This is a genomic window from Saccharomonospora glauca K62 (genome assembly GCF_000243395.2).
Lineage (GTDB): Bacteria > Actinomycetota > Actinomycetes > Mycobacteriales > Pseudonocardiaceae > Saccharomonospora > Saccharomonospora glauca.
This window is the reverse complement of record NZ_CM001484.1, coordinates 3,089,661-3,106,403: the sequence shown is the minus strand read 5'-3', so window position 1 is coordinate 3,106,403 and position 16,743 is coordinate 3,089,661. Positions and strand designations below refer to the sequence as shown.

At 68.8% G+C, this 16,743-nt stretch carries 16 protein-coding genes and 1 pseudogene; 6 read left to right on the top strand and 11 right to left on the bottom strand.

Annotated elements, in window-relative coordinates; all coding sequences use genetic code 11:
* Positions 1–123: 123 nt before the first annotated feature.
* Positions 124–1,207, top strand: a pseudogene (locus SACGLDRAFT_RS14565) (IS110 family RNA-guided transposase).
* 190 nt (positions 1,208–1,397) lie between these two features.
* Positions 1,398–1,679 carry a DUF4158 domain-containing protein gene (locus tag SACGLDRAFT_RS14560; protein ID WP_005438214.1) on the top strand — a complete coding sequence of 94 codons (282 nt, stop codon included), beginning with the start codon at positions 1,398–1,400 and terminating at the stop codon, positions 1,677–1,679.
* A gap of 218 nt (positions 1,680–1,897) precedes the next feature.
* On the opposite strand, the gene lnt is transcribed toward SACGLDRAFT_RS14560, so the two are convergent.
* The 7 genes from lnt to SACGLDRAFT_RS14525 all read right to left on the bottom strand — a co-directional run bounded on the left by lnt (position 1,898) and on the right by SACGLDRAFT_RS14525 (position 9,411).
* Positions 1,898–3,529 carry an apolipoprotein N-acyltransferase gene (lnt, locus tag SACGLDRAFT_RS14555; protein ID WP_005438215.1) on the bottom strand — a complete coding sequence of 544 codons (1,632 nt, stop codon included), beginning with the start codon at positions 3,527–3,529 and terminating at the stop codon, positions 1,898–1,900.
* A gap of 316 nt (positions 3,530–3,845) precedes the next feature.
* Positions 3,846–4,625: a cytochrome c biogenesis CcdA family protein gene (locus SACGLDRAFT_RS14550; RefSeq protein ID WP_005438216.1), complete on the bottom strand. Its 780-nt coding sequence runs from the start codon at positions 4,623–4,625 to the stop codon at positions 3,846–3,848.
* Positions 4,622–5,284: a TlpA disulfide reductase family protein gene (locus tag SACGLDRAFT_RS14545; RefSeq protein ID WP_005438217.1), complete on the bottom strand. Its 663-nt coding sequence runs from the start codon at positions 5,282–5,284 to the stop codon at positions 4,622–4,624. Before SACGLDRAFT_RS14545 ends, SACGLDRAFT_RS14550 begins: the two co-directional genes overlap by 4 nt.
* Positions 5,285–5,440: 156 nt before the next feature.
* On the bottom strand, positions 5,441–5,941 hold the full coding sequence (locus SACGLDRAFT_RS22330) for a hypothetical protein (protein WP_157606507.1): 501 nt from the start codon (positions 5,939–5,941) through the stop codon (positions 5,441–5,443).
* A 601-nt stretch (positions 5,942–6,542) separates the two neighbouring features.
* Positions 6,543–7,046, bottom strand: a complete 504-nt coding sequence (lspA, locus tag SACGLDRAFT_RS14535) for a signal peptidase II (protein WP_005438219.1) — start codon at positions 7,044–7,046, stop codon at positions 6,543–6,545.
* On the bottom strand, positions 7,043–9,016 hold the full coding sequence (locus SACGLDRAFT_RS14530; RefSeq protein ID WP_005438220.1) for a heavy metal translocating P-type ATPase: 1,974 nt from the start codon (positions 9,014–9,016) through the stop codon (positions 7,043–7,045). The genes lspA and SACGLDRAFT_RS14530 overlap by 4 nt, the downstream gene beginning before the upstream one ends.
* Positions 9,013–9,411 carry an ArsR/SmtB family transcription factor gene (locus SACGLDRAFT_RS14525; protein ID WP_005438222.1) on the bottom strand — a complete coding sequence of 133 codons (399 nt, stop codon included), beginning with the start codon at positions 9,409–9,411 and terminating at the stop codon, positions 9,013–9,015. The genes SACGLDRAFT_RS14530 and SACGLDRAFT_RS14525 overlap by 4 nt, the downstream gene beginning before the upstream one ends.
* Positions 9,412–9,594: 183 nt before the next feature.
* On the opposite strand from SACGLDRAFT_RS14525, the gene SACGLDRAFT_RS14520 reads away from it, so the two are divergent.
* The gene (locus SACGLDRAFT_RS14520; RefSeq protein WP_005465563.1) at positions 9,595–10,365 is read left to right on the top strand and encodes a helix-turn-helix transcriptional regulator; all 771 of its coding nucleotides are present in this window, start codon (positions 9,595–9,597) and stop codon (positions 10,363–10,365) included.
* Between the two features lie 48 nt (positions 10,366–10,413).
* On the top strand, positions 10,414–11,322 hold the full coding sequence (locus SACGLDRAFT_RS14515) for a sterol desaturase family protein (RefSeq protein WP_005465562.1): 909 nt from the start codon (positions 10,414–10,416) through the stop codon (positions 11,320–11,322).
* 69 nt (positions 11,323–11,391) lie between these two features.
* On the opposite strand, the gene SACGLDRAFT_RS14510 is transcribed toward SACGLDRAFT_RS14515, so the two are convergent.
* On the bottom strand, positions 11,392–11,754 hold the full coding sequence (locus SACGLDRAFT_RS14510; RefSeq protein ID WP_005465560.1) for an ArsR/SmtB family transcription factor: 363 nt from the start codon (positions 11,752–11,754) through the stop codon (positions 11,392–11,394).
* A 129-nt stretch (positions 11,755–11,883) separates the two neighbouring features.
* Here SACGLDRAFT_RS14510 and SACGLDRAFT_RS14505 point away from each other — a divergent pair, with 129 nt between their 5' ends.
* Both SACGLDRAFT_RS14505 and SACGLDRAFT_RS14500 read left to right on the top strand, forming a co-directional pair.
* Entirely contained in the window at positions 11,884–12,555 is a 672-nt protein-coding gene (locus tag SACGLDRAFT_RS14505; RefSeq protein WP_005465558.1) for a DsbA family protein, read from the top strand.
* Entirely contained in the window at positions 12,552–13,205 is a 654-nt protein-coding gene (locus SACGLDRAFT_RS14500; RefSeq protein ID WP_005465557.1) for a vitamin K epoxide reductase family protein, read from the top strand. The genes SACGLDRAFT_RS14505 and SACGLDRAFT_RS14500 overlap by 4 nt, the downstream gene beginning before the upstream one ends.
* 263 nt (positions 13,206–13,468) lie before the next feature.
* Here the strand turns inward: SACGLDRAFT_RS14500 and SACGLDRAFT_RS14495 are convergent, their stop codons facing one another.
* From SACGLDRAFT_RS14495 to SACGLDRAFT_RS14485, 3 genes are all read right to left on the bottom strand, one after another.
* On the bottom strand, positions 13,469–13,648 hold the full coding sequence (locus tag SACGLDRAFT_RS14495) for a hypothetical protein (RefSeq protein ID WP_040919111.1): 180 nt from the start codon (positions 13,646–13,648) through the stop codon (positions 13,469–13,471).
* A gap of 167 nt (positions 13,649–13,815) precedes the next feature.
* Positions 13,816–15,234, bottom strand: coding sequence for an NADH-quinone oxidoreductase subunit N (locus SACGLDRAFT_RS14490; protein WP_005465556.1), 1,419 nt, complete (start codon positions 15,232–15,234; stop codon positions 13,816–13,818).
* A gap of 1 nt (position 15,235) precedes the next feature.
* Positions 15,236–16,729 (bottom strand): complex I subunit 4 family protein, encoded by a 1,494-nt coding sequence (locus SACGLDRAFT_RS14485; RefSeq protein WP_040920017.1) that lies wholly within the window; start codon positions 16,727–16,729, stop codon positions 15,236–15,238.
* Between the last annotated feature and the right edge of the window lie 14 nt (positions 16,730–16,743).

The following is a 16,743-nucleotide window of genomic DNA, read 5'->3' as shown; positions in this document are numbered from 1 at the left end:
CCGGTGGCGAGGATGTGGCCTGATAGGAGCCCGAGCGATCCCACTGTAGTTCTGCCCTCCATCGCAACCGGTTGTGCTGGCCGGAAGGTCATCGAGTTGCGAGGAGGACACGTGCCCGCTGGTGTGCAGGATGCCGACGTTGTCGTGACGGTGGGAGTCGACACGCATTCCGAGATCCATGTTGCGGCAGCACTGGACCAGTTCGGGCGTCTGCTGGGCACCACAATGGTCCCACCACCACCGCCGGCCATGACCAGCTCGTGTCCTGGGCGACCGGATTCGGCGTGCTGCACTGCTTCGGCTTGGAAGGCACCGGCTCCTACGGCGTCGGTCTGGCCCGCCATCTGCGGACGCAGAGCCTGGAGGTCATCGAGGTAGTCCGGCCGAACCGGCAAACCCGCCGGCGCGCTGGCAAGACCGACGCGGTTGATGCCGAAATCGCGGCCCGCGTGGTGCAATCCGGCACTGTGCTGGGTGAGCCGAAGACCGCCGACGGCTCGGTGGAGATGATCCGCACGCTGCGGATCGCCCGCCGTTCTGCGATGAAGGCCCGCACACAGACTGCGAACCAGCTCCGCGCCGTGCTCGTCACCGCCCCTCAACAGCTGCGTGACCGTCTGCGGAAGCTGTCCATGGCGCAGCTGGTCGTCACCGCCGCGCGGATGCGACCGGGCGCGATCACCAGCCCGGAAGCAGCCTGCAAACTCGCGCTGAAGTTGCTGGCTACTCGGTATCAGCAGCTCAGCACGGAGATCGACGCTCTCGACGGCCAGATCGCAGAACTGGCCAAGCAGGCAGCCCCGGACCTCGTCGCGATCAAAGGCGTGGGCACCGACATCGCCGCCGCGCTGCTCGGGCCGCCGGAGAAAACCCCGAACGCCTGCGATCGGAAGGAGCATTCGCGCACCTCTGCGGCGTCTCACCGATCCCCGCATCCTCCGGCAAGACCAACCGCCACCGGCTCAACCGTGGCGGAAACAGGGACGTCAACCGGGCTCTGCATCTGTTCGCGATTGGTCGTCTGAGCAACGACGCCAGGACCCGCACCTACGCCGCTCGACGCACCTCAGAGGGCAAGTCCAAGCGGGAAATCATCCGGTGCCTCAAACGCTACCTGGCGCGCGAAGTCTTCAAGGCTCTCACCAGCCATAACACCGCTCTAGCAAGCAAATCAAGGCCGCCGAACTACGAGCCGCTTGACGCATAGGGGCATCGATTAGCCGTGTCGGTGCTGGTCAGGGTGTCGTGGTAGCTGGTGGATGATCTGCTTGGCTGGTGGCCCGGTGTTGGCCTGCGGAGGTTGTTGGTGAGGATGTGCCCGTCACTGATCGTTTCGGGGGTGGGGTGGTGTCTGGGGTGTCCACGAGGTTCTTCTCTGATGAGGAGATCAGGCGGCTATGCACGTTGCCGTGGCTGGGTTTCGTTCCGGACGGCGTGGGCGCGTTGCGGTGCAGCTGGGTGTTCCGATCGCGGATCTGGCCGGGTACGGGGCGCAGAAGCAGACCCGTGCGGGCCGGACGGAGTGGAAGGATCTGGAGGAGTTCCTGCTCGCGCGTGTGGTCGAGCACGACGCGCCGAGCGTGTTGTTCCGGCTGGGGTACCCCTGCTATTGCGTTGATCATCGCGCAACGCCGCCGTGGATGCCAAAGCATTCTGGTATCGGCGAGAGCGTGTGTTGAGGGTTCATGCGCTGAATCGTGTCCGCGAGGTGTTATCGCCTCCTTCGCAGCGCTCGAGGTGCGGGAACCCGCGGTCCACGGCAGTCTTCTCGTCCATAACCCTGTGCCCTGTGCTCGAGTACGAGCCGCCAGCATCGCCGGTGCCGCACGAGTCCGCCCGACTGTGTGCTCGCCGCAGCGGGGTCACCAGTCCGTCTATAAGTCATCACGTTTGTCTACTAGGAGGTGGCGTCGTCGCTGGAGATCTCGCCCACGTGACGGGGACGCTGGTGTGAGTGTGCTGCGGCCAGGATTCCGACGACGGCGAGGATGGTCAGTCCGCGTTCGGTCCAGGGTCCGAGGCGGTCGGCCAGGGTTGTGGTGTGGCGTAGGGGAACGTCTTCGATCAGGGATGCGGTGGTGAACATGTCCGTGATCTGGGCGAGACTGCCATCGGGCCGGATGATCGCGCTGACACCGCTGGTGGCTGCGACGATCACGGCTCGGCCGTGTTCGACGGCGCGCAGACGGGACATGGCCAGTTGTTGGTAGGTCATCTCTCCGCGGCCGTACCAGGCGTTGTTGGTCGGGACGACCAGGAGCTGGGCGCCCTGGTTGGTGGCTTCGCGGGAGACGTGGTCGTAGGCGGCTTCGTAGCAGATGGCGATGCCGACGGTGGTGTCGGCGATGTCGAGAACGCCGGGTCTGGTGCCTGCGGTCAGGTCTGTGGTGTCGGCGAACGGAGTGAAGAGGGCGGCGATGGACCGCAGCGGTATGTATTCGGCGAAGGGAACCAGTTCCTGCTTGGCGTAGCGCTGGCCCTGGCCGGTGTGAGGGTCCCAGGCAATGACCGCGTTCTGGCTGGACCCGGTGGGCGGCTGGTACAGCGCCCCGATCAGTGTCGGTGCGCCGAGGTCGGCGACGATGTTGTCGATGGCCTGATCGGGGCCGGTGATCTCGGTGGCGGTCTCCGGCCACACCACGAGGTCCGGTCGGGGCAGCGCGCCGGAACGGATTCGGGTCGCCAGCTCCTGACTGGCCTGGAGGTGGTGGCGGCGCAGGGTGGAGCGTTGCCCGAGTAGCCCGAGTCCTATGTTGGGGGCGTTGCCCTGCACAACGGCGACGGTGCGGGTGCCGTCTTGCGGTTCGGTGCCGACCGTGGGCCACACCAGGAGCGCGGCGATGACGGGCACCAGGGCTGCCGAGACTGGTGTACACCACGCCGGGCTGGGTCGAAGCCCGTGCTCGTGGACGTGTGCGATCAGAGCGGCCAGCCCGAATCCGGTGAGTAGCACGGCGAAGCCGACCAGCGGGGCGCCGCCGATCGACCCCAGGGACAGGAACGGGCCGTCGACCTGGCCGAAGGCGACTCGGCCCCACGGAAATCCGTTGAACGGAAACCGGGAGCGGACTGCTTCCTGGGCCAGGAACACCAGCGCCATCCATAGCGGCGCGGCGGGCAGCCGGCCGACCAGGGGCAGCAGTGCGCATGCGGCCGCCACGAAGGCGGCCATCACCGTGGACAGCGCCAGCCAGGGCACGGGGCCGAGTTCGGCGCCGAGGAAGTCCTGGATCCAGAAAAGGTGCGGCAGGAAGAACGCCAGCCCGAACACGAACCCGTAGCCGGCACCGGCCCGGGCGCGGCGTCCGCGCAGGGCGAGGCCGAGCAGCGCGAAGGCCACCGGTGCCAGCCACCACCACGGGCGGGGCGGGAAGCTGACGGCCAGCAGCAGACCCCCGGCAGCGACGCTGGTGATGGAGACCACCCACCGTCGCTTGACTTGGGAAGCCCCGACACTCTCGTCCCGCGCACGGCCGGTCGACTGCGTGCCGGTCTCGCCCGACCCCTGCGCGGGGAGCACCTGGCTCATTTCTGCCCTGTTCCGGTGGTGTCCTCGTCGGCAAGGGAGCGGCTCAGGGTCTGCGTGAACTGCTCGACAATGTGGAAGGGCGTGGGGTGCTCGGGCGCGACGGATGGTGCCGTCGCGCCCGAGCACATAACAGCACGGCTCCAGTGGTGGTGGCGACGGCGAAACCGGCGATTCCGAGCAGCGGGTTGGGGTTGGGAAATCCGAATATTTCGGCTTGTGGAGTGCACATGGTGCCACAGCTGAGGATGGCCCGACGAAGCTTTCATGTTCCGGGTCATGGGCACACCGTTCCTTCAAGAATTCGGGCCGCTGGGTGTTAGAGCGGGGTGGTGAATCCGGCGATGGGGCCGCGTAGCACGGCGACCAGGTCGGCCCACAGGCCGGTCACCAGCAGTACACCGACGCAAAGCAGCAGGACCCCGCCGGTGATCTGGACAGCCCTGGTGTGTCGGCGAAGCCATCCGGCGGTGGTGACCGCCCAGCGGGCGCTCACCGCGAGCAGTACGAACGGCAGGCCGAGGCCGAGGCAGTAGGCCAGTACGAGGAGGACACCGCGCCAGATCGGTGGTCCGGCCTCGGTGCCGCTGGCCAGTGCGATGACACCGGCCAGGGTTGGTCCCAGGCAGGGGGTCCAGCCCAGGCCGAAGACCGCGCCGAGCACAGGTGCACCCCACAGGCCGTGCTGGGGACGGTGGCGCAGCCGGATGTCGCGCTGCAGGGCGGGGATGAGGCCGAGGAAGGCCAGGCCCATGGCGATGGTGACCACGCCGCCGATGCGTTGCAAGAGTGGTTCGTTGGCCAGCAACGCATCCGACACGCCGAGCACGGTGAGCACGGCCGCGCCGAACACGATGGTGAAGCCAAGCACGAACAGCAGAGCCGCGCCGGCGACCCGCCAGCGGTCACGGCGGCGCGCGGCCGTTTCGGCCTCGTGCACCGCAGGTGCCTCGGCGCCGACCAGTCCGGCCAGGTAGGCCAGGTAGCCGGGAACGAGGGGGATGATGCAGGGTGAGGCGAAGGAGACGGCGCCGGCGGCGAAGGCCACCAACGCGGCCAGCAGCAGCGGTCCCGTGATGGCCAGGTCGGTGAGAGTCACGGCCGACCCCCTGTGGTGGGTGATGAGGCGGCTGGTTGTTCGGCGGCGATGCGCTGCACCACGGGCAGCAGGTCGGACTCCAGCAGAGCGGTCAGGAACACCGCCGCCACCCGGTGCTTGCGGTCGAGGATGATCGTGGCGGGCACCACGCTGCGGGGGAAGCCCTTCAACGCCAGCAGCGACCGGCCGGCCGGGTCGTACAGCGAGGGATAGCTGACCTTGAAGTTGGTCATGAAGTCCTGGGCGGCGCTGCGGTCGTCGCGGACGTTGACGCCGAGGAACTGCACCCCGCTGTCCTTGGTTTTGGCATAGACCGTTTCCAGGTCATCGGCCTCGGTACGGCAGGGTCCGCACCAAGAGCCCCACACGTTGAGCACCACAACCTTGCCCGCGTATTGCGATAGGGACAACTCGCGGCCCGGCTCGGTCAGGCTTTCCCCGGACAGCTGCACCGCTCCGCGCTGCTCGGGAGGATCATAGAAGATCTTGGTCTGGCCGCCGGGGGAGGCGAACTCGAAGCTGCTGCCAGTGGTTGCGGGGCCGCAGCCACTGGCCACCACCAAAACGACAGCGGCGGTGGCTCCGGTAATCCTGCGGCGGAACTTAGTGCGCCAGTGCTGAGAGTGGCGACGGGGCGTGCGGCTGGGAGCGCACCGCATGGTGGCGGACCGCCGTCGGCGTGACAAGACGGCTATACGGAAAGGATTCACGGGAAGGTACCTCCGGGCGACCTGGGCAGGCCAAACGTGGCCAACGACTCGACGTCAGACACCGCATGTCCTGCCTGGACAGGGTGGGGACGTGCGTGGAGTCGTCTACGTGCGCAGGACGCAGAGTTGCGAAAGCCGGGGAGCGCCGGTACGTGTCCGGTGCGCGAATCGCGTCGGGGTTGTCGGCGGTGGTGGCGCGGTGACCGCGCCGGGCCGCAGCAGCCAGACGAGTAGGAACAGCACCGCCAGCATGGCCAGGCACAGTCCGACAACACCACCGAGATCATTTGGTGATCCCGTGGTGTCGGCCGGGGCGGCCCATGCGGCAGGCTGCGTTGGCGCTGGAAGGTGGTTGCCCGACAGCAAGAGCGACACGCAGTCGCCGGTTGTGTCCGCGGCGGGCTGTGGTGCGGAGTGCACCGGGGTGCTGCCACTGCTGTGCTCAGCATCCGAGACGAGCACCGGGGTGCAGGGCGTTGCCATCGCCGTCGCGTTGCCGCACAGGGCGCCTTGCAGCAGTGCCACCAAGGTGAGCGCGGCGAGCACGGCGACGAGCCGCGCGAGGCCAGCTCGCACGGCCCTTGGGGCGCTCGTTCCGTCAGGCACGAGCATGAGGGTAAAGGCTGGTCGGCGGTGCCTGACCCACACCCCCGCACTGCGGACACCACCGACGTGCAAGCTCGCCCGACGCTCGCGGCGGTTGTTCACCGGAGCGGGACGATCCTGCGGTACTCGCCGCCAGGTGACTGCTGCGCCCGTTGCTCGACGCCTTCCACGGTGACGTCGTCGAAGTGGCGGCAAGGGCTGAACTGGCTGCTCACCGCCTGCCACACCCGGGTCGGCATCGGCGCCGGCCGCCGTGTGCAACCGCAAGCTGTTCGGTGTGGTCTGCACGAGTAGGAACATCTCAGCCCCCGGGGATGCGGTCGATCAGCGAGCCGAGCACGAGCGGAGCGATCGTGACCCGCTCGCCTGTCGGGGTGGTGAAGGTGAGGGTGCCGGCAGTGCGACCTTGGACCCGCAGCCCAGGCAGCGGGTCGCTACACGGGCAAGGCGTCGGGCCGGGCCAGCACCCTCTCGTCGAGGTCGTGCGCAGGAGCGGCTGGATGCGGATGACAATGACGTCCCAAGCCACGATGAACCAGGCCAGCCAGCGCGCGAGCCCACGGCGGACCAGACGCGTCTCACCTTGCTGTGTCCTAGCTGATCACCCCGAACCGGTCTCGACCGTGCGTTCGGCGTGCATAGTGGCGAGCACGAGGGCGATCGCGCCGAGGGTGATGAGCACGTCGGCGCCGTTGAAGGTGGGGAACCAGCCGGTGTGCAGGTAGTCGGTCACGACGCCGTCGGCGACACGGTCGATGAAGTTGGCTAGCGCGCCGGCCAGCATCATCGCCAATGCCGCCGACAGGGCCAGGGTGGCGGTGCGGGTCGTGCGCCAGGCGAACACGCCCAGCCCGGCGGTGATCAACCCGGTCACGGTGAGCACGACCCAGGCGGGCAGGGTGTCGCCAAGGCTGAACGCGACACCGGGGTTGAACGCCAGCCGCAGCTGGATGATCCCGAGATCCACCGCCTGGCCGTCGGTCAGGCCGCGCTCGGCCCAGGCTTTCAGGCCCAGGTCGAGCGCGGCCAGCACGACTACCGCGCCGATCAGCGCGAGTCGTGCACGGGGTGCCCGTGTGGCGGGGGCGGGGTGACCGGTGGTCACGAGGACGCCCCCACCGCCGCAGTGGGGACCAGCGGCGCCTGCCGGTCGCCGGGGGTGATCGCCAAGGGCTTGGCGCGGCCGGCGCGCACCCCGTTGGCGATGACCACAACCTCGGCCACCTCGTGCACCAGCACCACCGCCGCCAGGCCGAGCACCCCGAACAGCGCCAGCGGCATCAAGGCGATGATCAACCCGAGGGAGAGTCCGACGTTCTGCAGCATGATCCGGCGGGCGCGGCGGGCGTGGTCGAGGGTGTGGGGCAGGTGCCGCAGGTCCTCGCCCATGAGGGCGACGTCGGCGGTTTCGATCGCGACGTCGGTGCCCATGGCGCCCATGGCGATGCCCAGGTCGGCGGTGGCCAGGGCGGGGGCGTCGTTGACACCGTCACCGACCATCGCCATCGACCGCTGGCTGCCCAGTTCGCTGATGATGCGGGCCTTGTCCTCCGGGCGGAGTTCGGCGTGCACGGTGTCGATGCCGGCTTCGGTGGCCAGGGCGGTGGCGGTGGCGTGGTTGTCGCCGGTGAGCATGGCGACGTGGTAGCCGCCGGAGTGCAGCCGGGTGATGACCTCGGCGGCTTCGGGGCGCAGTTCGTCGCGGACGGCGATCGCGCCGATCACGCGGCCGTCGTCCTCAACAAGCACGGCGGTGGACCCGGCTTGCTGCATGCGCTGCACGTCGGTGGCCAGCGGCCCGGCTTCCAGCCAGCCGGGGCGGCCCAGCCGCACCGGGCGGCCGTCGAGCTGGCCGGTCAGCCCGGCGCCGGTGACCGCCTCCACCTCGGCCGCGGGGGTGATCGTCTCGCCGTCGACGGCAGCGAGGATCGCGCGGGCCAGGGGGTGTTCGCTGCGGGCTTCCAGCGCCGCGGCCAGCTCCAGCACCCGCTCGCGCGGGGTCCCGTCGGTGGTGGCGACGTCGACCACGGCAGGCTGGTTGCGGGTCAGGGTGCCGGTCTTGTCCAGCGCCACCCCCCGCACGCGGCCGAGGGCCTCTAGGGCGGCGCCGCCCTTGACCAGCACACCGTGCTTGCTGGCCGCGCCGATCGCGGCGACGACCGTGACGGGGATGGAGATCGCCAGCGCGCACGGCGAAGCGGCCACGAGCACGACCAGGGCGCGTTCGATCCAAGTGCCCGGGTCGCCAAACAAGCTGCCCAGGCCCGCGATGAGCGCGGCGGCGATCATGACGCCGGGTACCAGGGGTTTGGCGATGCGGTCGGCCAGGCGCTGGCTGGCGCCCTTGCGGGACTGCTCGGCCTCCACGATCCGCACGATCCGGGCCAGGGAGTTGTCCTCGGCGGTGGTGGTGACCTCGACCTCCAGCACGCCGGTGCCGTTGATCGACCCGGCGAACACCTCACTGCCGGGACTGGCTTCGACCGGCACGGACTCGCCGGTGATCGCGGAGACGTCCAGCGCGGTGCGGCCGGTGCGGATCACGCCGTCGGTGGCGATGCGCTCCCCGGGTTTGACCAGCATCCGGTCCCCGACCCGCAGCTCCGAGGGAGCCACCACGGTCTCGCTGCCGTCGCGCAGCACCGTGGCTTCCTCGGGGACCAGGGACAGCAGCGCCCGCAAGCCCCGGCGGGTGCGGGCCAGGGAGTATTCCTCCAGGCCCTCGCTGATGGAGAACAGGAAGGCCAGCATCGCGGCCTCGCCGACCTCACCCAGGATCACCGCGCCGACCGCGGCGATGGTCATCAGGGTGCCGACCCCGATCTTGCCCTTGACCAGCCGCTTCAGCGTGGAGGGCACGAAGGTGTAGGCGCCGGCGACCAAGGCCAGCGCTTTCAGGGCGAGCGCCAGTGTTGAGCCCGCTCCGGCCCACTCCACCGCGTATCCGGCGATCAGCAGCACCCCGGCGATCGCGGCGAAGCGCAGTTCGGTGACCTGCCAGAGCCGTTCCGGTTCGTGCTCTTCTTCCTCGCCGGTGCGGGGTTCGTCGCTGCCGCAGCCGCAGGCGTCGCTCACCGCACGACCTCCTCGTTCTCGGTGTCGCCGGTGGTGTCGGTGCCGTAGGTCGGGCACAGCGCCACCGCGTTGCCGGTCGCGGCCAGCAGCGTCTCAGCCGAGGCCAGCAGGTCCATCAGCTCCGGGCGGGCCAGGCTGTAGAACACCTGCCGACCCTGCGGGCGGCCCACCACCAGCCCGCAGTCCCGCAGGCACGCCACATGCGCCGACACCGTCGACTGCGCCAGCCCCAGTTCAGCGATCAGGTCGGCGACCCGGGCCTCCCCACCGCTCAGGCGCTGCACGATCGCCAACCGGGTGGCGTCCGAGAGGCTGTGAAACAACGCGACCGCGGGATCCAGGCCCGCACCCACCGCACTCGCTGCGAGACATCCGTCCCTAGTATTTATCGCCATACGGCGATGATAGCAGGGAGAAATGATGGAATCGAGGTTCGGCGATCAACCAGTCAGGTCGAGACCGTGCCGGGGAACTCTCGGGCCCGACGCCGCCAGCCACTGGGCGACCGTGGCCGCCGTCGGTGAGCGGGCGGTGTGGTCCGCCGCGCCGTGTGCCGGCCGCACGCCGCGGAGCTGACGATGTGGCAGGGCACCGTGGCTTTGCGGCCGGGTCGGTTGGTTTACGCCGGTCAGGTAGGCGACGCGCACCGGCACCGGCACGCGGCGGTGCAGCTCGTGCTGGCCACCGAGGAACTCGTGTGGCTGTGTGACGGATCTGGTGCCGAATGGCGGGGCCGTGCGGCGGTGATTCCCTCCGGGGCCGAACACGAGATCGCTGGTGGCGCGGCGGGTGTGCTGGCGTGGGTTGATGCTGATGGGGCGCTGGGCCAGGCGTTGACCGCGCGGGTACGGCGCACCGGGTTGCCGGTCGGCTCCGTGGCCGCGTGGGCATCCGCGGCGCAGCCGCTGCTCGACACCAGCCTCGCCGTCGGTGACTCCGCCAGCGGGATGGTCGACCAGGTTCTCGCCACGCTGGCTCCGGCGGGCGCGCCTGCCCCAGTGTCGTTGCACCCCGCGCTGCGGCAGGCGATCGCGGTGTTACCCACCATGCTCGACCAGTCTGTCCGTCTGGAACGGCTCGCCGCGGCCGTGGGGATCTCGGCCAGTCGACTCGGTCACCTGTTCAGTGACGAACTCGGCTTGCCGTTTCGCGCGTATGTGCGGTGGGCGCGCTTGCAGCGCGCGATCGATCACGCCCGGCTAGGCGGCACACTCACCGAGGCCGCCCACGCCGCCGGGTTCGCCGACAGCGCCCACCTCACCCGGGTCTGCCACGAGATGTTCGGCCTGGCCCCGTCAGGGTTGGCCCGGGCCGTGCACTGGCACCGGCGGCGCGCTGTGAGTGGTTAGCGAGTTTGTTCAAGCCACACGGGGTCCTCAGCCGCCACGCTCAGCAGCATGCGCACACTGATCCGATACGGTTACGTGCCCTTCATGCTCCTGGCCATCAACGGCACCGGCATCGCCATCCTCTCCTCCGGCGGCCACAAACTCTGGCTTCTCGGCCTGCTGCTGGCCATCGCAAGCTCCTTCGCCGCCGAGCGCGTCCTGCCCTATCGGCAAGACTGGAACACCTCACACGACGACAGCCGACGCGACGCCCTCCACGCCGCGGTCAACGAAACCGTCACCCTCGGTAGCGTCGCCGCCCTGCCGATTCTCACCGCCATCGCCTCGATCGACGGCGTCTGGCCCCATGACTGGCCTTTCCTCGTGCAGGTGCTCATCGCGGTACTCGTGGCCGACCTCGGCATCACCCTGGTCCGCCTGGCCAGCCACAAAATCCCCGCCCTGTGGCGGTTTCACGCCGTGCACCACAGCGTCAAACGCGCCTACGGCTTCAACGGACTGATGAAACACCCCCTCCACCAGACCATCGAAACCGCCGCCGGAGTCGCCCCCCTGATCCTGCTCGGCCTGCCGACCAGCGTCGCCTACGCCCTCGCCCTCTGCGTCGCGGTCCAACTGCTCCTCCAGCACTCCAACGTCGACTACCGAGTCGGCCCCCTGCGCGCCGTGCTCGCCCTCAACCAAGCCCACCGCTTCCACCACCTGAAATGGGCCGGCATCGGCGACGTCAACTTCGGGCTGTTCACCCTGATCTGGGACCACCTACTCCGCACCTACTCCTACGACCCCGAACGTCGCTTCACCAGCGACGACCTCGGCATGGCCGCCAAACCGCACTACCCCAACGGCTACCTCGCCCAACTCGCCGAACCCTTCCGCCCCAGCGGGGCTTGCACCACCGACCAGCCACACACAAACCCACTGCCCCAGGTAAAGCCCGGCGCAGCACCTCACTGACCGACGTCGAGCCTGCTCATCGTTGGTCGTGGTTACAGGAGGCGGCGTCGGTGCCGCAGCAGTCCACGCTCATACCGGATCCGCCTCCACCTCGGGCGCCGTGGTCGCCGACAGCAACTGCTCCCCCGAGGGCGCGAGCCGATACATCACCAGCTTGCCGTCCCGGCGCGAGCTCACCAGTCCCGCTGCGCGCAGCTGACGCAGGTGGTGTGACACCAGTCCTTGCGATGAGCCGACGATCCAGGCCAGATCGCACACACACAGCTCGGTTCCGACCAGCAGGGCATGCGCGATCCGCAGCCGGGTCGGGTCGCCCAACGCACGCAAGCGTGTCGCCTGCCGGTCGAGCGGGTCGGCCTCCGGAAGCGCCGCACGCAAGCTCTCCGCATGGTCGAAGTCGATACACAGCAGCTCACACCGGTCAACACTCATGAGGCTCAAACTAACGCGCGTCAATATGTTCGGGCGAGCACGTATAGGGTTCGGGCTCGAGCGGCCAACGACCGGCCAAGGCAAGGCGAGGATGAGGAAACGACCGGCCAAGGCAAGGCGAGGATGAGGATGAGGGTGATGACGCGCAATCTGAAGGTCACGATCGTGCTGGCAGCGGTGGCCACCGTGGCCGTGGCGATCCTGCTGGTCGTCACCCGCCCGGACACCGCGCCGCCGGCGAAGGCGGACGGGAAGCACGCGAACGCCGAGCTACTCGTCCGTCCCGACAGTCATCGACTGTCCTCGGCTTCCGACGACAAGGCCACCCTGGTCGAGTTCCTCGACTTCGAATGTGAGGCCTGCGGCGCGGCCTACCCGGCCGTGGAGCAGCTCCGCGAGGAGTACGCGGGCCGGCTCACCTACGTGGTCCGGTACTTCCCGATCCCCAGCCACCCGAACGCCGAACTCGCGGCACGCACCGCGCAGGCAGCCGCCGAGCAAGGCGAGTTCGAGGCCATGTATCAGATGCTGTTCGAGAACCAAGCCGAGTGGGGCCACCGTAAGCAACCACAACGGGAGGTGTTCCTTGACTACGCGCGGCAGATCGGGCTCGACCTCGAGCAGTTCCGTGAAGACTGGGACAGCGCGGCGACCAAGGACCGCGTGCGGCGAGACCAGGCCGATGGCCAAGCCCTCGGAGTCCAGGGCACCCCGACGTTCTTCCTCAACGGCGAAATGATCGCACCACAGTCCCTGGATGACCTACGAACCGCAGTCGAGTCCGCGCTGGCCCGACCGTGACTACCGCACCAGAGGAGCTGGCATCCGGGCCGGACCGGAACGCGGCTCCGGCAACACGCTCATTCTTGGCGCGCGCGACCGCGTGGGTGCTGGCGCTGGGTGGCGCGGTCGGCTCGCTCGCCGCGGTGGCACTGTTGATCGAGAAGATCAACTCGCTGACCGATCCGAACTACATTCCCGTCTGCAGCATCAACCCGATCCTGTCGTGTGGCTCGGTGATGTCGACACCACAAGCGGAGGTGTTCGGGTTCCCCAACCCGATCATCGGCGTGGTCGCCTTCCCCGTGGTCACGACCATCGGGCTGACGATCCTCACGGGAGCGCGACTGCCGCGATGGTTCTGGCTCGGCCTGCAGGCGGGCACCCTCTTCGGGGTGGGGTTTGTGCACTGGCTGTTCGTGCAGAGCGTGTACGAGATCGGCGCCCTGTGCCCGTACTGCATGGTCGTCTGGGCGGTCACCGTCCCGATCTTCTGGTACACCACCCTGCACAACCTCGCCACCGGAAACCTCCCGCTCCCGACAGCGCTGCGCCCGCTCTCAAGCTGGCTGGCCCGCTACCACGGTGCAGCCCTCACCACGTGGTACCTCATCCTCATCGCCCTGGTCGGTCAAGCATTCTGGCCCTACTGGTCCAGCCTGATCGGCTAATGGGTAACACAGGATGCGCAGCATGTAGACCCCACGCGGCCACAACAGCCAGCTCACCTTGCGACTGTGGTCGCCGCCTGCCTACCGCTGCCAGATCGCCCCAGACTCGGCGACCAGAGCCTCGACCGGGACGGGGTGGTAGCCGAGCATTCCGTGACGACCGGTGCAGGTACCTCACGGAGTGGCTGACAGATTGTGGTGGTGTGGGCATCGATGTTGGGCAGGCCAAGGTTGCACAGCCACAGGCATATTGGTCGCGATGGTCATGGTGAGCGGTTTCCGAGGTAGTCGAGCAACACGTCGGCAAAGGGCTGCGGAACCGGTGTCGGTGGGTCGCCAAGGTGGATGAGAACCTGGTCCTCGCCGCGTAGCACGTCATCGGTGGTCAGCCGTGCGATCTTCACCAGGGGTTGGGCGTAGAGCAAGATCAGCAGCGCAACCATCCGGCCCGAGGCCGGGATGGTGCTCTCGGATCCCCTCCTTCTACACCCTGCTCGTCGACAAGGTCGCTGACGACGAGATACGCCGTGCACCCGCTGACCAGCGCGTGCACGGCTAAGAGATGCTTTTTCGGCGCCTGCTACCGGGAGGCCAGAGACGCGGGGCGTCGTCACGGCAGCGGAGTGAGCGGGTGGCCGAGCGGGGCGAGGACGAGCCCCGCGAGCGGCCCGAGCGCCAGTGACACGGCGGCCGCGACCGCGGCGGCGCCGGCGGCTCCGTGGTTGGTCGGCAGCGTGAGGGGTTCGAGGCGCACGGCGGGCGCGATCCAGCGCAGGTAGTAGAACAGGCTCGCGACGGTGTTGGCGATGGCGACGGCCACGAGCCAGCCGAACCCCGCGTCGAACGCGGCGGTGAACACGGTGAGCTTGCCGGCGAACACGCCGGTGGGTGGGGTGCCGACGAGCCCGAGCAGGCACACCACGAGGCTGATCGCCAACCAGGGGTGGTGCCGCACGAGCCCGCGATAGTCGGTCAGGGTCTCGGCGTTGGGCAGTGCCGCCACGACCGCGAACGCGCCCAGGTTCGTCACGGCGTAGGCGGCGAGGTAGAGCAGCAGGCTCGGCAACGCGAGGGTGGACGCGCCAGCTGCGGCGACCGCCATGAGCAGGTAGCCCACCTGACTGATCGTCGAGTATGCGAGCAGTCTGCGGACGTTGTCCTGGAAGAAGGCGGCGAGGTTGCCTAGCGTCATCGTGGCGGCCGCGACCACGGCCACGAGCAGCGGCCAGTTCAGCGCCGTCGGCGCGAGCACGGCCGCGACGAGGCGGTACACCGCCACCAGTGCACCGATCTTGGGAATCGTGGTGACGAGCGCCGACACCGGGGGACGGGCGCCCTGCGTGACGTCGGGTACCCAGAAGTGCACGGGTACCGCGCCCGCCTTGAACATCGGCCCGGCCAGCACCAGGACGGCACCGGCGGCGACGGCTGCGGCGGGTGTCGTGGGCAGGGTCTCAGCCAGTCGGGCGTAGCCGGTGGAGCCGCCGACGCCGAACACGGCCATCACCCCGAACAGCATCACCGTTCCGGCGAGTGCGCTCAGGAGGTAGTACTTCATGGTCGCCTCGGTGCCGGGGGAGTCCTTCGCGAACCCGGTGAGCGCGTAGAGGGGCACGCTCGCCAGCAGGAAGGCGGCGACGAGCAGCAGCAGGTCGTTCGCGCCGGCGAGCACGATGGTGCCGAGCGCGGACAGCAGCAGCAACACCACGAACTCGCTTTTCCGTGCGTGGCCACGGAACTCGCCCGAGATCGCCAGTACCAGCAGCACCGATACCAGCACCACGATGCGCACCACAGCCGTGGCCACATCGAGCGCGTAGGCGCCCTCGAACACCGTCGTGCCGCCGTTCGGCCAGCCCACCACGGTGGCGACGACACCGGCGACGCACACCACACCCGCCAACGCGTCCACGAGCCACTGGGAGCGCCGGGGCAGATACGAGCCCAGCAGCAGCCCGCACACGGCACCGCCGGTGAGGAACAACTCCGGCAGGATCAGACTCAGGTCGGCGAGCATCGTGCGGGGCATGTCAGCGGCTCACCAGCGTTCCGACGACCCGGGCGGCGGGCTCGATCACGTCCAGCAGGAACCGGGGAAATACTCCGATGAGGACGGCCAGTGCCAGCAGCGGCACGATGGCGGCCGCCTCGGCGCCCGCGAGGTCGGCCATGTCACCTTTACCGGTTGCACGCGCCGGTCCGAGGAAGACCCGCTGCAGGGCGCGCAGGAACAGGGCCGCGGTGACAAGGATGCCGACGACGGCCAGTGCCGTGGCGACCGGGACGGGGCCTAGCGCGCCCGTGAAGATCTGGAACTCCGCGATGAACCCGGAGAATCCGGGCAGTCCGAGTGATGCGAACGCGGCGACGGCGGTGACCCGGGCGAACCAGGGCGTGCGCGCCGCGAGGCCCCCGTAGGCGTCCATGTCGTAGGTGCGGCCGCGTTCGTAAAGCACCCCGGTGAGCAGGAACAGCGCTCCGGTGATGAGCCCGTGGCTCACCATCTGTGTGACGGCACCGGTCACCGCGAGGTCGTGGGCCTGCGCGTCCGACGTCGCGACCAGCCCGGCCGCCCCAAAAGCCAGCAGGATGTAGCCCATGTGGTTCACCGACGTGTAGGCGACCATCCGTTTGAGGTCGTTCTGCCCCAACGCGACGAATGCCCCGTACAGCACGCCAGCTACACCGATGGCGACGATGGCCGGTGAGTAGTCACGCCAGGTGCCCGGCAGGATCGGCATTGCGATCCGCACGAACCCGTAGGTGCCGAGCTTCAGCAGCACCCCGGCGAGGATGGCCGAGCCCGCAGCGGGTGCCTCGGTGTGCGCGGGAGGCAGCCAGGTGTGGAACGGCACCGTCGGTGTCTTCACGGCCAGGCCCACCAGGATCGCCAGCAGCACCAGCACGCTGAAGATTCCTCCGCCCGCGAGCGGGTTTTGCGCGGTCAGGGCCACGATGTCGAAGGTGTGGGGGTCGGAGGCCACGTACAGGCCGATGAAGCCGAGCAGCAGCGCCAGCGAGCCGAGGAACGTGTAGAGGAAGAACATCAGTGCTGCGCGCGCCGCGCCGCGGTGTCCCCAGAGCGCGATCACGAAGTACATGCCCACGATGGACAGGTCGAAGAAGACGAAGAACAGGATGAGATCCAGGGAGACGAACACCCCTAGGCACACCGTCTGCAAGAACAAGAACAGCGCCGCGAATGCCCGCATCCGGTGGGTTTGGCGCAGCGAGTACAGCGCGCAGGCGAGAAACAGTACCGCCGTGAGCGCCACCAGCGGCAGACTCAGCCCGTCGAGGCCGATGTGGTATCCCGCGCTCACGGTCGGAATCCAGCGCTGGTTCACCTCGTAGGCGAATCCGGACGGCCCCGGCGCGAACCCGATCCACAGCGCCACCACCAACGCGAGATCTGCCGCGGTGGCCGCGATCCAGATCGAGCGCACCACCCTGTCACTCACCCGTGGCATGGCCACGAGCCCGACCGCGACCGCGAGCGGCAGGAACACCACGACGCTGAGCACGTTCACCTCACCTT

Coding starts and splice junctions, on each gene's coding strand:
- SACGLDRAFT_RS14560 (WP_005438214.1), top strand. CDS start 1,398: ATGCACGTTGCCGTGGCTGGGTTTCGTTCCGGACGGCGTGGGCGCGTT.
- lnt (WP_005438215.1), bottom strand. CDS start 3,529: ATGAGCCAGGTGCTCCCCGCGCAGGGGTCGGGCGAGACCGGCACGCAG.
- SACGLDRAFT_RS14545 (WP_005438217.1), bottom strand. CDS start 5,284: ATGCGGTGCGCTCCCAGCCGCACGCCCCGTCGCCACTCTCAGCACTGG.
- SACGLDRAFT_RS14525 (WP_005438222.1), bottom strand. CDS start 9,411: ATGGCGATAAATACTAGGGACGGATGTCTCGCAGCGAGTGCGGTGGGT.
- SACGLDRAFT_RS14520 (WP_005465563.1), top strand. CDS start 9,595: ATGTGGCAGGGCACCGTGGCTTTGCGGCCGGGTCGGTTGGTTTACGCC.
- SACGLDRAFT_RS14515 (WP_005465562.1), top strand. CDS start 10,414: ATGCGCACACTGATCCGATACGGTTACGTGCCCTTCATGCTCCTGGCC.
- SACGLDRAFT_RS14510 (WP_005465560.1), bottom strand. CDS start 11,754: ATGAGTGTTGACCGGTGTGAGCTGCTGTGTATCGACTTCGACCATGCG.
- SACGLDRAFT_RS14505 (WP_005465558.1), top strand. CDS start 11,884: ATGAGGGTGATGACGCGCAATCTGAAGGTCACGATCGTGCTGGCAGCG.
- SACGLDRAFT_RS14495 (WP_040919111.1), bottom strand. CDS start 13,648: ATGGTTGCGCTGCTGATCTTGCTCTACGCCCAACCCCTGGTGAAGATC.
- SACGLDRAFT_RS14490 (WP_005465556.1), bottom strand. CDS start 15,234: ATGCCCCGCACGATGCTCGCCGACCTGAGTCTGATCCTGCCGGAGTTG.